This window comes from Zoogloea sp., from assembly GCF_041904905.1.
Classification (GTDB): domain Bacteria; phylum Pseudomonadota; class Gammaproteobacteria; order Burkholderiales; family Rhodocyclaceae; genus Zoogloea.
In genome coordinates, this window is the sequence record NZ_JAYRMI010000024.1 from 39,748 (window position 1) to 53,595 (window position 13,848).

Here is a 13,848-nt window from a genome sequence, read left to right on the forward strand (position 1 = left end):
AAAAAATGGGCGAAACGCCCATCCCTGTTAATTCGACCGGATGTCGGCCCTTTCGAGCCGATTCGGTTCTTTCGAACCGATAAAACATGCTAAGTATAACAGCCCGCCGAAGCGGGCGCAATTTCAACCCTCAAAACACGTCGGACTCTAGCCGGGACGACGCGCTGGCCGAGCCGGCTTGCGACCTCGCCCGGGCTGCCCGACGGGCTTGGGCAAGCCCGCGAGGGCACACACATCCTCCACCGGCATGTCCTCCCACATCCCGCGCTTGAGGCGCGAAGGCAGCACCACCGGCCCGTAGCGCACGCGCATCAGGCGGCTGACGGTGAGCCCGAGCGCCTCGAACATCCGCCGCACCTCCCGGTTGCGCCCTTCCGACAGGGTGACGCGATACCAGTGATTGACGCCCTCGCCGCCCGCGTCGAGCAGGGTGTTGAACCTGGCGGGGCCGTCTTCCAGTTCGATGCCGGCCAGCAGCGCCTGCTTCTGGACATCGTCGAGTTCGCCCAGCAGGCGCACGGCGTACTCCCGGTCAAGCTCGTAGCGGGGGTGCATCAGCTTGTTGGCGAGGTCGCCATCGTTGACGAACAGCAGCAGGCCCGAGGTGTTGAAGTCGAGCCGCCCCACCGCGATCCAGCGCCCCTTGCGCAGATTAGGCAGGCGGTCGAACACCGTCGGCCGGCCTTCGGGGTCATCCCGGGAGACGATCTCCCCTTCCGGCTTGTGGTACAGCACCACCCGCGGGATGCGCGGCGCGAAGCGCAGCGGCATCAGCTTGCCATTGACCCGCACCCGGTCGCCCGGGCCGACCTTCTGGCCCACGTCGGCGGGTTCGCCATTGACCGAGATGCGACCGGCGACGATCCACTCCTCGATCTCCCGGCGCGACCCGATGCCGGCGGCGGCGAGCACCTTGTGCAGGCGCTGGGGCTCGGTGTAGGTCGTGTCCTGAGGCTTCTTACGGCGCTCGCCTTCGGCGGACGGCGGCAGTTCGTTGCTGACCAGCGGATAGCTGTCGTCGCCACCGCCGAAGCCCACGTTGCCCTGACGCTTGGCGCGCCAGTTGCCACGACCGCCACCCAGATCTGACAGGCCGATCGCCGAAGCGTTGCTCTTTGGCTGCCGGAAGCCATCGTCGCGTTCGGCGCGGGGGGCGCGGTTGCCGTCGCCCTCGGGCCGCCCGCGGCCGCGGCGCCCACCCTGGGGCTGACCTGCAGCTGCGCCCTGGGGACGCGGGCCGCTGCCGCCGGAGCGACCCGGGCCGCCGGGCTTGCCGGCCTTAGCCCTGAACGGCTTGTTCTTCGGTTTTTGGGAGGTCGACAAGATCCATGATCCTTTCGATTTCAGTCAACGGAGGCAACTCGGTCAGGCTTCGCAGGCCGAGATCCTCCAGGAATTTTCGGGTTGTGGCATACAGGCCCGGCCGACCGGGGGTGTCCCGATGACCGACCACATCCACCCACCCTCGCGACTCGAGGGTCTTCAAGACGTTGGTCGAGACCACCACGCCGCGGATGTCCTCGATGTCTCCGCGGGTCACCGGCTGGCGGTAGGCGATGATCGCCAGGGTCTCGAGCACCGCGCGGGAATACTTCGGCGGGCGCTCTTCCTTCAGGCGATCGAGATAAACCTGATATTCGGGCCGCGTCTGGAAACGCCAGCCGCCGGCTGTCTGCACCAGCTCGACGCCCCTGCCCTGCCAGTCTTCGGCCAGCTCGCCCAGCAGGCGCCGGATCAAGTCGGGGCCGGGCTCTTCGTCAAAGAGCCGGCGCAGCTCGCTCACCGACAGGGGCGCAGGTGCCGCGAGCAGGGCTGTCTCCAGCACCCGCTTGAAGGCTTCAGTCGACTCCGGCTGCTCCATCGGCACGTTTCACGTAAATCGGCGCAAAGGCCTCGTTCTGGGTGACGACCACCAGGCGCTCCTTGACCAGCTCGAGGGTGGCGAGAAAGCTCACCACCAGGCTGGGCACGCCCAGATCGGGGTCGAACAGGGATTCGAACACCACGAAGGTGTCGTCCCGCAGTTTTCGCAGGATGAGCGTCATGTGCTCGCGCACCGACAGCTCTTCCCGCTGGATCGTATGGTGCCGCTTGAGGCGGCTCTGGCGGGCGATCTTCAGCCACGCCAGCTGCAGGTCGTGCAGGCTCACGGCCGGCAGCCGCTCGACGACCTTCTCGGCCACGAACACCCCGACCCACTCGAAATCCCGCTCCACGCGGGGCAACTCGTCGAGGCGCGCGGCGGCGAGCTTGACCTGTTCGTATTCGAGCAGGCGGCGCACCAGCTCGGCACGGGGGTCGAGTTCCTCGGCCTCTTCGGCCCGCGGCGGCCGGGGCAGCAGCATGCGCGACTTGATCTCGAGCAGCGTCGCAGCCATCAGCAGATAGTCGGCGGCCAGCTCGAGATTGTGCTGGCGCATCGCCTCCACGTATTCCAGGTACTGCGCCGTCAGCGGCGCCATCGGAATGTCGAGGACGTTGATGTTGGCCTTGCGGATCAGGTAGAGCAGCAGGTCGAGCGGACCTTCGAAAGCGTCGAGGAAGACCTCCAGCGCGTCGGGCGGGATGTACAGATCCTTCGGCAGATCGAAGATCGGCTGGCCGTACATCCGGCCCAGCACGGCATCGACGGATTCGGCGGGCGGCGCCAGATCGAGCGGCGCCGTCACGGCCGGTCAACCGCCGCGCAGGTTAACACGCCGCGCGCCGGGCTCCAAGGCATAAATCCGCGTCCGGTGACGGCCCGCACCATCAGGTGTAGCTCAGGCCCATCGCGTCGCGGACTTCGCGCATGGTTTCCTGGGCGAGCTTGCGGGCCTTGTCGCAGCCGTCGGCCACGATGCTGCGCACCAGGCTCGGGTCGTCGAGGTAGGGCTGGGCGCGCTCGCGCATCAGATCCTGCTCCTTCTGCACCGCGTCGATGACCGGCTGCTTGCACTCGATGCAGCCGATGCCGGCGCTGGTGCAGCCCTGCTTCACCCAGTCGCGGGTCTTGTCGTCGGAGTAGATGACGTGGAACTGCCACACCGGGCACTTGTCCGGATTGCCCGGATCGGTGCGCCGCACGCGGGCCGGGTCGGTCTGCATGGTGCGGATCTTCTTGTTCAGGGTCTCGGCCTCTTCGCGCAGGAAGATGGTGTTGCCGTAGGACTTGGACATTTTCTGGCCGTCAAGACCCGGCATGCGGGAGGCTTCGGTGAGGAGCGCGCCCGGCTCGACGAGGATCATCTTGCCGCTGCCTTCAAGGTAGCCGTACAGGCGTTCCCGGTCGCCCAGCGACAGGCTCTGGGCTTCTTCGAGCAGCGCCTTGCCGAGGGCCAGCCCGTCTTCGTCGCCGTTCTGCTGGAAGCGGGTGCGGAACTCTTCGTAGAGCTTGGCGCGCTTGCTGCCGAGCTTCTTGATGGCTTCCTTGGCCTTGTCTTCGAAGCCGGGCTCGCGGCCGTACATGTGGTTGAAGCGGCGGGCGAGTTCGCGGGTGAATTCGACGTGGGGCAGCTGGTCCTCGCCCACTGGCACCTTGTCGGCCCGGTAAATCAGGATGTCGGCGCTCATCAGCAGCGGATAGCCCAGGAAGCCGTAGGTGGTCAAATCCTTGTGGGAGAGCTTCTCCTGCTGGTCCTTGTAGGTGGGCACGCGCTCGAGCCAGCCCTGGGGCGTCATCATCGACATGAGCAGGTGCAGCTCGGCATGCTCGGGCACGCGGGACTGGATGAAGATGGTGGCCTGGGACGGGTCGACGCCGGCGGCCAGCCAGTCGACGATCATCTCCCACACGCTGCCCTCGATGCCCTTCGGATTGTCGTAGTCGGTCGTCAGGGCGTGCCAGTCGGCGGCGAAGAACAGGCAGGGGTACTCGGACTGGAGCCGGACCCAGTTTTTCAGGACGCCGTGGTAGTGGCCGAGGTGGAGACGCCCGGTGGGGCGCATGCCGGAGAGGACGCGTTCAGCGAACATGGGATGTCAAAGTCCAATAACGGTTGCGAGAGCAAAACGGAAAATGGCCACCAGCGGCCCGAGGATGTCGCCAAGGATACCGGTTAGCAGCAGGAACAGCAGGATCGGAAAGCCGTAGGGCTCGATCTGGGCAAACTTGTAGGCCGGGCCCGGCGGGAGCAGGCTCACCGCGATGCGCCCGCCATCCAGGGGCGGCAGCGGCACAAGGTTGAGGAACATCAGCACGGCGTTGATCTGCATGCCGGCGTCGGCCATCTTGGCCATCGGCAGCGCGTAGGCGTTGTCGGGCATACCCATCGCGAGGCGGAACAGCAGCGCCCAGCCCACCGCCATCGCCAGATTGGCGAAGGGGCCGGCGGCGGCCACCCACAGCATGTCGGCCTTGGGGTTGCGGAGACGGCCAAAATTGACCGGCACCGGCTTGGCCCAGCCGAACAGCATCGCCCCGGCGCCCACCAGGCTGCTGGCGATGAGGATCAGGCCGGGCACCAGGATCGTGCCCACCGGGTCGATGTGGCGCGCGGGATTGAGGCTGATCCGGCCGGCGAGTTCGGCGGTGCGGTCGCCGAAGTGCCGGGCGGCGTAGCCGTGGGCCGCCTCGTGCAGGGTGATGGCGAACAGCACGGGCAGCGCCCAGATGGTCAGCGTGACGATGAGTTCTTGCATGGAGTCGGTCCGAGCGGGGGCGTGGATTCTACCAGAGCCGGCCCGACTGCCCCGCCGGAAGCGCTTGTTTCCCCAAAGCCGGCAGACACTTACAGCCCGAACGGGGCAAGGCTGCCCCGCCCTTCGCGCACCAGCGCCGGGCTGCCGCCGGTGAGGTCGATGACCGTGGTGGCCTCGCCGCGACAGGGGCCGGCCTCGATGATGAGGTCCACCTCCTTCTCGAGGCGGTCGCGGATGTCCTCGGGATCGGTGAGCGGGTGTTCCTCGCCGGGCAGGAGCAGGGTTGAACTGAGCAGCGGCTCGCCCAGCTCGGCCAGCAGCGCCGACACCACGGGGTGATCGGGCACCCGCAGGCCGATGGTCTTGCGCTTGGGGTGAAGCAGCCGCCGCGGAAGCTCCTTGGTGCCTTCGAGGATGAAGGTGTAGGGGCCCGGGGTGGCGGCCTTGAGCAGGCGGTACTGGCTGTTGTCCACCCGGGCGTAGGTGGCAATCTCCGACAGGTCGCGGCAGATCAACGTGAAGTGGTGCCGCTCATCCACGCCACGGATGCGGCGGATGCGGGCCAGGAGCGGGTTGTCACCGGTGTGGCCACCCAGGGCGTAGGCCGAATCGGTGGGAAAGGCGACGAGACCGCCGCTGCGCATGATCTCGGCCGCCTGCTTGATGAGGCGGGCCTGGGGTTGCTCGGGGTGAAGCGTAAAAAACTGGGCCATGATGAAGAAACGGGGCTTTCAGAGCAGACGCGACCACACCGGGGTGAGGTCGGGGGGCAGGGGCGGAGCACGGCCGATGTCGATCGGGCTGTCTTCCGGACCATGGAAATCGGAGGCACGGGAGGCCATCAGGCCAAACCGCCGCGCCATCCGCGCAAAAGCGAGCACCTGCCCGCCGTCGTGGGCGCCGCAGGCAACCTCGACGGCATCGCCGCCCAGCTCGCGAAACTTGTCGAAGAGGATGTCCATCTCCACGTGAGAGAGCCGGTAGCGGCCCGGGTGGGCGATCACCGCCAGCCCGCCGGCACCCTTGATCCAGCCAACCGCGTCCTCCAGGGTGGCCCACACGTGCTCCACGTAGCCCGGCTTGCCGCGGGCGAGGTAGTGCAGGAACACGTCGTGGACGTTCTTCGCGATCCCCGCCTCCACCAGAAAGCGCGCAAAGTGCGCCCGGCTGATGAGCGCCGGGTTGCCCACGTAGCGCAGCGCGCCTTCGAGGGCGCCGTGGATGCCGATGCGGTCAAGCTCGGCGGCAATTTTTGCCGCCCGACCGTCGCGACCGCTGCGCACCCGATCGAGCCCGGCGATGAGCGCCGCGTCGGTGGGGTCGATGCCCAGGCCGACGATATGCACCGTCTGGTCGAGCCACGACACCGACACCTCCACCCCCGGCACGAATCGCAGCCCCAGCTCGGCCGCGGTGGCGGCGGCTTCGGGCAGCCCGAGGAGTTCGTCGTGATCGGTGAGGGCGAGCAGATCCACCCCGTTGGCGTGGGCCCGGCGCACCAGGGCGTCGGGCGCCAGGGTGCCGTCAGAGGCGGTGGAGTGGCTGTGGAGATCGGCGTTGACGGCGTTCATGGTTCCTTGGACAGCAGAAAATCCTCGATGATCCGGGCGGTGGCGCCCGGCTGGTCGTGGTGCAGGTTGTGGCCGCTGTCGGCCACCTCCACCTCGCGAAAGTTCCGGAACGCCGCCCGCGCCTCGGCATGGGCCTCGTCGCTCACGCCCAGCCGGCGGCGCAGGTCGCGCTCGGCAGGCTCCACCCACAAGGTGGGGGCCGTCACCCGACGCCACGCGGCCAGGGCCTCGGCGCGCCGGTAGAGCACGGCATTCACGCGGCGGTGGGCCGGATCGCCGGCGAGGCGGATGCCGCCCTCCCCGTCCGGCTCGCCCAGTTGCTCGGCGAGGAACTCAGCCCTGTCGGCCGAAAGACGCGGGTTGTCGGCCTGCAGGCGGGCAGCCAGCGCGGCGCGGTCGGGATAGCGCCGGAATGCCGCCGGGCGTTCGAGATCGTTGAGCCACTTCTCGAGCCGGCCGGGGGCATTCTCGGGCGGGTTGTCGGCCAGCCCGAAGGCGTCCAGCGCCACCAGCCGGGCAACCCGCGCCGGCCGCACGCCGGCGTACAGGCAGGCCACATTGCCGCCCATGCTGTGCCCGACCAGCCGCACCGGATCGGCCGGCGAGCAGGCCCGCAGGATCGCGTCGAGATCGGCCACGTAATCGGGAAACCAGTAGGCGTCGCCGCCGTTCCACTGGCTACGCCCGAAGCCGCGCCAGTCGGGGGCGATCACGTGCCAGTCGGCCTCGAGGGCATCCACCACGAACTGGAACGACGCCGAGACGTCCATCCAGCCATGCAGCAGGAACACCTTCGGCGCGCCCTCCTCCCCCCACTCGCGGAGGTGATAGCGCAGGCCGCGAACGTCGAGGTGGCGGCTGCGGGAAGGGCGTCGGATCAGGGTCATCCCTCGAAGTTTAGCAGACCCTTGCCCTAGGCCATGCCCGGTGGTAAGGTGCGCGCCGTCGTGCGGGAGAGTGTTCGCGCAGCCGCTGCGAACCGCCGAAGGCGCAACCCCCGGAACCGCTCAGGCAAAAGGACCGCCGACGAATCAACAATCTGGAGAGCGATGCCGCCTGTGCCCGTGCCAGCCACGGCCGGCCGTATCCACCGAAGGGGCACGCAGCCGTCTCGAAGCACCGCTGCAATCTCTCAGGTACAAAGGACAGATGGGGCCGACGCGATTTACGAATCGCGTCGGCCCCATTGCTTTTCTACACTGTTACGATTGCCCGCCGGAGATCACGATGACCCAGCGCACCCCTCTTCACGCCACCCACGTCGCCGCCGGCGCCCGCATGGTGGATTTCGCCGGCTGGGACATGCCGGTGAACTACGGCTCCCAGATCGAGGAGCACCACGCCGTCCGCCGCGACGCCGGCATGTTCGACGTCTCCCACATGCTCGCGCTGGATCTCGCCGGCAGCGGCGCCAAGGCCTTCCTCCGCGGCCTGATCGCCAACGACGTGGCCAAGCTCACCGAGCCGGGCAAGGCGCTCTACAGCTGCATGCTCAACCCCGAAGGCGGCGTGATCGACGACCTGATCGTCTATTTCCTCTCCGACACCGACTACCGGGTGGTCGTCAATGCCGGCACAGCCGACAAGGACATGGCCTGGATGCAGCAGCAGCTCGCCGCCACCGGCCTTGCCGCCACCCTCACCCCGCGCCGCGATCTGGCGATGATCGCCGTCCAGGGCCCCGACGCCCGCGCAAAAACGTGGGCCGCCATCCCCGGCGCCGAAGCCGCCTCGGCCAGCCTCAAGATCTTCCAGGCCGCCGCCTTCGGCGACCTCTTCATCGCCCGCACCGGCTACACCGGCGAAGACGGCTTCGAACTCACCCTGCCGGCCGACCGCGCCGCCGCCACCTGGGACGCCCTCGTCGCTGCCGGCGTCAAGCCCTGCGGTCTCGGCGCCCGCGACACCCTGCGCCTCGAAGCCGGCATGGCCCTCTACGGCAACGACATGGACGAAACCGTCTCGCCGCTCAACGCCGGCCTCGCCTGGACGGTCGATTTCAAGGACGCCAGCCGCGACTTCATCGGCAAGGCAGCCCTCCAGGCCAACCCGGCCAGCCAGCAGGTGCTGGGCCTCGTGCTCGAAGACAAGGGCGTGCTGCGCGCCCACCAGACCGTATTCACCGCCCAGGGCGAAGGCGAGACCACCAGCGGCACCTTCTCGCCGACCCTCGAAAAGGCCATCGCCATGGCCCGCCTGCCCCTGGGCGTGGCGCCGGGCGACGCCGTCGAGGTGGACATCCGCGGCAAGCGCCTCAAGGCCCGGGTGGTCAAAGCCTCTTTCGTCCGTAACGGCAAACCCCTAATCTGATTTCCGCCGCATCCCATCTTCTCGAAACCTCCCCAAAAGGACATCCCATGAGCACGCTCCCGACCGATCTGCGCTACACCGCCTCCCACGAATGGGTCCGCACCGAAGCGGACGGCACCCTCACCGTCGGCATCACCGACCACGCCCAGGAAGCCCTCGGCGACGTGGTCTTCCTCGAGCTGCCCGACGCCGGCCGCGTCGTGGAAGCCGGTGAGAGCATCGCGGTGATCGAATCGGTCAAGGCCGCCTCCGACATCTACGCCCCGGTGGCCGGCGAGATCGTCGCCAACAACCAGGACGCCGCCGACGCGCCCGAGTCCGTCAACGCCGACGCCTACGCCGCCTGGCTGTTCAAGATCAAGCCGGCCAACGCCGCCGACGTGGACGCGCTCCTCGACGCCGCCGGCTACGAAGCCGCCATCGGCTGATCTGCCGTCGCCCGACCGGGGCGTGCCACCGCGGCGCGCCCCCAGTGAGCCCCCGCCGCTCGCCCTTGCCGTAACCCAACCCGAGTTTTTCCCATGTCGAAGACGCTCCTCTCCGCCCCGCTCGCCACGCTCGAACAGGGCGACGACTTCATCCGCCGCCACCTGGGCCCCTGCGCCGCCGAGCTGCCGGCGCTGCTCGCCGCCGTCGGTGTCGATTCCCTCGACACCCTGATCGACCAGACCGTGCCCGCCGGCATCCGTCTGCCCGCACCGCTGGCCATCGGCGAACCGACGCCCGAGCATGTGGCCCTGGCCCGCCTGAAGGCCATCGCCGGCAAGAACGTGCTGAAGAAATCGCTCATCGGCATGGGCTACTACGACACCATCACGCCCAAGGTCATCCTGCGCAACGTGATGGAAAACCCGGGCTGGTACACCGCCTACACGCCCTACCAGGCCGAGATCGCCCAGGGCCGCCTCGAAGCCCTGCTGAACTTCCAGCAGATGGTCATCGACCTCACCGGGCTCGAACTCGCCAACGCCTCGCTGCTCGACGAAGCCACCGCCGCCGCCGAAGCCATGGCCATGGCCCGCCGCATCTCCAAGGTCAAGAGCCAGGCCTTCTTCGTGGATGAAGGCGTCTTCCCGCAGACCCTCGACGTGGTGCGCACCCGCGCCGAGTACTTCGGCTTCGAGCTGATCGTCGGCCCCGCTTTTGATGCCGCCCACCACGACGTCTTCGGCGCCCTGCTGCAATACCCGGACGAGCGCGGCGTCGTCGCCGACCTCGCCGCCCCCATCGCCGGCCTCAAGGCCAAGGGCGCCGTGGTGGCCGTCGCCTCCGACCTGCTCGCCCTGGTGCTCCTCAAGTCGCCCGGCGCCCTGGGTGCCGACATCGCCCTGGGCTCGGCCCAGCGCTTTGGCGTGCCCCTGGGCTTCGGCGGCCCCCACGCGGCCTTCTTCGCCACCCGCGAGAGCCACGTCCGCTCGATGCCGGGCCGCATCATCGGCGTCTCGAAGGACGCCCGCGGCAAGACCGCCCTGCGCATGACCCTGCAGACCCGCGAGCAGCACATCCGCCGCGAGAAGGCCAACTCCAACATCTGCACGTCGCAAGTGCTGCTGGCCAACATGGCCGGCATGTACGCCGTGTATCACGGCCCAGAAGGCCTGCGCACCATCGCCGCGCGCGTCCATCGCCTCGCCGCCACCCTGGCCGAAGGCCTGCGTCAGGCCGGCTTTGCGCTCGCGTCCGACAGCTTCTTCGACACCCTGCAGGTGGAAACCGGCGAGCGCTCCGCCGCCCTCTACGCCGCCGCCCAGGCTGCCGGCTACAACCTGCGCCACATCGACGGCCGCGCCCTCGGCATCGCCGTCGACGAGAAGACCACCCGCGACGACATCGCTGCCCTGCTCGCCGCCTTCGGCGCCAAGGCCGACGTGGCCACCCTCGACGCCACCGTCGCCGCCCGCGGCGGCAACCTGCCGGCCGAGCTGCTGCGCGACGACGCCATCCTCGCCCACCCGGTGTTCAACACCCACCACACCGAGCACGAGATGCTGCGCTACCTCAAGCGCCTGCAGAACCGCGATCTGGCGCTGGACCACTCGATGATCTCCCTGGGCTCGTGCACCATGAAGCTCAACGCCACCAGCGAGATGATCCCCGTCACCTGGCCCGAGTTCGCCGACATCCATCCGTTTGCCCCGGCCGACCAGACCGCCGGCTACCTCGAGATGATCGAAGGCCTCGCCGCCCAGCTGCGCGAGATCACCGGCTTCGACGCCATCTGCATGCAGCCCAACTCCGGCGCCCAGGGCGAATACGCCGGCCTCGTGGCGATCCGCCGCTACCACGCCGCCCGCGGCGACCACCACCGCACCGTGTGCCTGATCCCCAAGTCGGCCCACGGCACCAACCCCGCCACCGCCCAGATGTGCGGCATGGACGTGGTCGTGGTGGCCTGCGACGACAACGGCAACGTCGATCTCGCCGACCTCAAGGCCAAGGCCGAACAGCACGCAGGCGCGCTCGCCGCACTGATGATTACCTACCCGTCCACCCACGGCGTGTTCGAGGAAGCCATCCGCGAGATCTGCGCCACCGTGCACCAGTACGGCGGCCAGGTTTACATGGACGGCGCCAACATGAACGCCCAGGTCGGCCTCACCTCCCCCGCCACCATCGGCGCCGACGTGAGCCACATGAACCTCCACAAGACCTTCTGCATCCCCCACGGCGGCGGCGGCCCGGGCATGGGCCCGATCGGCCTGAAGGCCCACCTCGCCCCGTTCATGGCGGATCACGTGGTCGCCGCCACCGGCAGCGAGGATCGCCCCAACGCCGGCCAGGGCGCGGTGTCGGCCGCCCAGTTCGGCTCGGCCAGCATCCTCCCGATCTCGTGGATGTACATCACCATGATGGGCGGCCGCGGCCTCAAGCGCGCCACCGAAGTGGCCATCCTCAACGCCAACTACGTGGCCAGCCAGCTCGCGGCCCACTACCCGGTGCTCTACACCGGCAGCCAGGGCCGCGTCGCCCACGAGTGCATCCTCGACATCCGCCCGATCAAGGCCACCACCGGCATCTCCGAGGTGGACATCGCCAAGCGCCTGATGGACTACGGCTTCCACGCCCCCACCATGTCCTTCCCGGTCGCCGGCACGATCATGGTCGAGCCCACCGAATCCGAGGACAAGGGCGAGCTGGACCGCTTCATCGCCGCGATGATCTCGATCCGCGGCGAGATCCGCGCCATCGAGGAAGGCCGCCTGCCCGCCGACAACAACCCGCTCAAGCACGCGCCCCACACCCAGGCCGACTTCCTGGGCGACTGGGACCGCCCCTACTCCCGCAGCGAAGCCGCCTTCCCGCTGGCGTGGGTGGCCGACAACAAGTTCTGGCCCAGCGTGAACCGCATCGACGACGTGTACGGCGACCGCAACCTGTTCTGCTCCTGCGTGCCGATGGACGAGCTGGCCTGATCCAGCGCCCACGAAAAAGCCCGGGGTCTCGCGACCCCGGGCTTTTTGCGTCTGGCCGGCGGCGGCGCGTCAGGATGCGCTAAGGCGCGATGAGCGCCTTCACGAAAGCCGCGGGGATGGCGTACGAGATGCCCGACGGGGCACTCACCGCCGACTCCCTCCCCCCCGTGTCGAAGCCCAGGTTGGGCACCCCCACCACCTCGCCGGAGGCAGCGTCGAACAGCGGACTGCCGCTGTTACCCGGATAGGTGACGATGTCCAGCTGGAGCACCGAATAGCCGCCGGTGGCCAGCCGCCGCAGGATCGCGCCATCGAGCTGCCGGGCCGACGCCACCGGCTGACCGACCGGGGCGATGGCCGACACGATGCCCTTGTGGGTCACCGGCGTCAGCCCGACGCTGCTGCCCAGCGGAAAGCCGGTCACCGCCACATCCTGCCCATCCCGCACCGTGCTGGAATCGCCCAGCCGCAGCGCCGGCATCGGCGGCCCCTCGAAGCGCAGCACCGCCAGGTCGTGATCGAGATCGACGGCCTCCTTGACGACCGGTCTGGCCGTCACCCGCCCCACCCCGGGCAGCGCCATCACCAGCCGCTCGTCCTCGGCGAGATCGGTCATCCCGATCACGTGGGCGTTGGTCACCACCTGATTGCCGTTGCCTGCCACGAAGCCGGTGCCCAGAAAGCGGAAGCGCGGGTTGCGCGTGGGCGACACGGTGCCGATGGCCACCACCGAACGCTTGATCGAGGCCACCGCGTCGGGGAAGTCGGCGCGAGCCGACGGAGCGGCGACGCAAGCCAGCGCCAAGGCCCCGGCGGTTGCAGCCGGGGATATCCGGAAAGCCATCGGCCGACCCCTCTTAATTGACCGCCTTGACCGGCGAGAGCGCAGGCGAAGCGTTGACCAGCCGCGCGTCGAAGGGATGTTCGGTGCGCGGGAAGAACTCCAGGATGCGCCGCACGTAGGCCTGGGTTTCCTTGTAGGGGGGCACGCCCCGATAACGGTCCACCGCCCCTTCGCCGGCGTTGTAGCCCGCCACCGCCAGCGCCACATTGCCGCGGTAGTAGGCCAGCAGCCAGCGCAGATAGGCCAGCCCGCCCTTGATGTTCTCCACCGGGTCGAAGCTGTCCTTCACGTTGAAGCGGCTCGCCGTCTCGGGGATCAGCTGCATCACGCCCATCGCGTTCTTGGGCGACAGGGCGTTGGAATCGAAGTTGGATTCGGTCGTCGCGATCGCCAGCGCCAGCCGGGGCTCGATGGAGAAACGCGGCGCCAGGGTGGTGATGAGTTCGACCACCTTCTTCTTGCGCTCGGGCAAGGAGGCCAGGTACTTGCGGGTATCCCAGTTGTCGCGGATCGAGAAGGCCCACTCGACGCTGTGCAGCTTCAGGCACTCGGGCACCGCGCCGGTGTATTCGCCGGCCACCCGTCGGGCCTTGCCCGCGCCCTCGTGCCCCTTGAAGAGCGCCATCTCGAAGAGGGTGGCGGCGATGCCGTCGTCCCGGGGCACGCCACGACCGTTGGCGTACATCCAGCCCAGGCTGTACATCGCCTCGGCGCTGCCCGAACGGGCCGCCTCGCAGTACAGCTCGGCCGCCCGCTCCGGATCGCGGGGCACGCCCTCGCCGTGCTCGAAGGCGAGCGCCTGCTCGACGACCTGCCGGGCATCCACCGCCGCCGCCTCGAACTTCTGCTCGGCGGCCTGCGCCAGGCACGCGCCCCCTGCCAGGCCCGCGCCCAGCAGAAGAACGGAAAACCACCGCGTCACGCGCGCCACGCCGCCAGCCCCGCTTACAGCCGCCAAACCTTGGCGCCTGCGGCTTCCAGCACGGCGGGGTCGTAGAAGCTCTTCACGTCGGTGAACACACCGCCCGGGAGCAGCTTCTCGCACAGCTGGGCGGCGCCCATGTCGGCGTATTCCTTGTGGGCGACCGCC

13 protein-coding genes and 1 riboswitch are annotated in these 13,848 nt (G+C 68.7%); of the genes, 3 read left to right on the forward strand and 10 right to left on the reverse strand.

Annotated elements, in window-relative coordinates; translation table 11 throughout:
• Positions 1-147: 147 nt before the first annotated feature.
• The 8 genes from rluB to ACE3N6_RS09055 form a co-directional block, all read right to left on the reverse strand.
• Entirely contained in the window at positions 148-1,323 is a 1,176-nt protein-coding gene (gene rluB, locus ACE3N6_RS09020; RefSeq protein WP_374244934.1) for a 23S rRNA pseudouridine(2605) synthase RluB, read from the reverse strand.
• Positions 1,280-1,861: an SMC-Scp complex subunit ScpB gene (scpB, locus tag ACE3N6_RS09025; RefSeq protein WP_374244936.1), complete on the reverse strand. Its 582-nt coding sequence runs from the start codon at positions 1,859-1,861 to the stop codon at positions 1,280-1,282. Before scpB ends, rluB begins: the two co-directional genes overlap by 44 nt.
• Positions 1,839-2,669, reverse strand: coding sequence for a ScpA family protein (locus ACE3N6_RS09030; RefSeq protein ID WP_374244938.1), 831 nt, complete (start codon positions 2,667-2,669; stop codon positions 1,839-1,841). Before ACE3N6_RS09030 ends, scpB begins: the two co-directional genes overlap by 23 nt.
• Before the next feature lie 82 nt (positions 2,670-2,751).
• A complete protein-coding gene (locus tag ACE3N6_RS09035) occupies positions 2,752-3,954 on the reverse strand; it encodes a tryptophan--tRNA ligase (RefSeq protein WP_374244940.1) in 1,203 nt (400 codons plus the stop codon).
• A 6-nt stretch (positions 3,955-3,960) separates the two neighbouring features.
• Positions 3,961-4,620 carry a site-2 protease family protein gene (locus ACE3N6_RS09040; RefSeq protein WP_374244942.1) on the reverse strand — a complete coding sequence of 220 codons (660 nt, stop codon included), beginning with the start codon at positions 4,618-4,620 and terminating at the stop codon, positions 3,961-3,963.
• 89 nt (positions 4,621-4,709) lie between these two features.
• Positions 4,710-5,333: an L-threonylcarbamoyladenylate synthase gene (locus ACE3N6_RS09045; RefSeq protein ID WP_374244944.1), complete on the reverse strand. Its 624-nt coding sequence runs from the start codon at positions 5,331-5,333 to the stop codon at positions 4,710-4,712.
• An 18-nt stretch (positions 5,334-5,351) separates the two neighbouring features.
• A complete protein-coding gene (locus ACE3N6_RS09050) occupies positions 5,352-6,191 on the reverse strand; it encodes a 3',5'-nucleoside bisphosphate phosphatase (RefSeq protein ID WP_374244946.1) in 840 nt (279 codons plus the stop codon).
• Positions 6,188-7,078: an alpha/beta fold hydrolase gene (locus ACE3N6_RS09055; protein WP_374244948.1), complete on the reverse strand. Its 891-nt coding sequence runs from the start codon at positions 7,076-7,078 to the stop codon at positions 6,188-6,190. Before ACE3N6_RS09055 ends, ACE3N6_RS09050 begins: the two co-directional genes overlap by 4 nt.
• Before the next feature lie 53 nt (positions 7,079-7,131).
• A riboswitch (glycine riboswitch) is annotated at positions 7,132-7,223 on the forward strand.
• 195 nt (positions 7,224-7,418) lie between these two features.
• Between ACE3N6_RS09055 and gcvT the strand changes: the two genes are divergently transcribed.
• The 3 genes from gcvT (at position 7,419) to gcvP (ending at position 11,914) form a co-directional block, all read left to right on the forward strand.
• Positions 7,419-8,501: a glycine cleavage system aminomethyltransferase GcvT gene (gene gcvT / locus ACE3N6_RS09060; protein ID WP_374244950.1), complete on the forward strand. Its 1,083-nt coding sequence runs from the start codon at positions 7,419-7,421 to the stop codon at positions 8,499-8,501.
• 47 nt (positions 8,502-8,548) lie between these two features.
• Entirely contained in the window at positions 8,549-8,929 is a 381-nt protein-coding gene (gene gcvH, locus ACE3N6_RS09065; RefSeq protein ID WP_374244952.1) for a glycine cleavage system protein GcvH, read from the forward strand.
• A gap of 93 nt (positions 8,930-9,022) precedes the next feature.
• Positions 9,023-11,914, forward strand: coding sequence for an aminomethyl-transferring glycine dehydrogenase (gene gcvP / locus ACE3N6_RS09070; RefSeq protein ID WP_374244954.1), 2,892 nt, complete (start codon positions 9,023-9,025; stop codon positions 11,912-11,914).
• Positions 11,915-11,993: 79 nt separating this feature from the next.
• Here gcvP and ACE3N6_RS09075 read toward each other — a convergent pair whose 3' ends face one another.
• The gene (locus ACE3N6_RS09075; RefSeq protein WP_374244956.1) at positions 11,994-12,758 is read right to left on the reverse strand and encodes a S1C family serine protease; all 765 of its coding nucleotides are present in this window, start codon (positions 12,756-12,758) and stop codon (positions 11,994-11,996) included.
• A gap of 13 nt (positions 12,759-12,771) precedes the next feature.
• Positions 12,772-13,680 (reverse strand): transglycosylase SLT domain-containing protein, encoded by a 909-nt coding sequence (locus ACE3N6_RS09080; RefSeq protein WP_374244958.1) that lies wholly within the window; start codon positions 13,678-13,680, stop codon positions 12,772-12,774.
• Between the last annotated feature and the right edge of the window lie 168 nt (positions 13,681-13,848).

What these genes read in the sequence shown, in the direction of transcription:
- scpB (WP_374244936.1), bottom strand. Translation starts at nt 1,861, where the DNA reads ATGGAGCAGCCGGAGTCGACTGAAGCCTTCAAGCGGGTGCTGGAGACA.
- ACE3N6_RS09035 (WP_374244940.1), bottom strand. Translation starts at nt 3,954, where the DNA reads ATGTTCGCTGAACGCGTCCTCTCCGGCATGCGCCCCACCGGGCGTCTC.
- ACE3N6_RS09040 (WP_374244942.1), bottom strand. Translation starts at nt 4,620, where the DNA reads ATGCAAGAACTCATCGTCACGCTGACCATCTGGGCGCTGCCCGTGCTG.
- ACE3N6_RS09045 (WP_374244944.1), bottom strand. Translation starts at nt 5,333, where the DNA reads ATGGCCCAGTTTTTTACGCTTCACCCCGAGCAACCCCAGGCCCGCCTC.
- ACE3N6_RS09050 (WP_374244946.1), bottom strand. Translation starts at nt 6,191, where the DNA reads ATGAACGCCGTCAACGCCGATCTCCACAGCCACTCCACCGCCTCTGAC.
- ACE3N6_RS09055 (WP_374244948.1), bottom strand. Translation starts at nt 7,078, where the DNA reads ATGACCCTGATCCGACGCCCTTCCCGCAGCCGCCACCTCGACGTTCGC.
- gcvT (WP_374244950.1), top strand. Translation starts at nt 7,419, where the DNA reads ATGACCCAGCGCACCCCTCTTCACGCCACCCACGTCGCCGCCGGCGCC.
- gcvH (WP_374244952.1), top strand. Translation starts at nt 8,549, where the DNA reads ATGAGCACGCTCCCGACCGATCTGCGCTACACCGCCTCCCACGAATGG.
- gcvP (WP_374244954.1), top strand. Translation starts at nt 9,023, where the DNA reads ATGTCGAAGACGCTCCTCTCCGCCCCGCTCGCCACGCTCGAACAGGGC.
- ACE3N6_RS09075 (WP_374244956.1), bottom strand. Translation starts at nt 12,758, where the DNA reads ATGGCTTTCCGGATATCCCCGGCTGCAACCGCCGGGGCCTTGGCGCTG.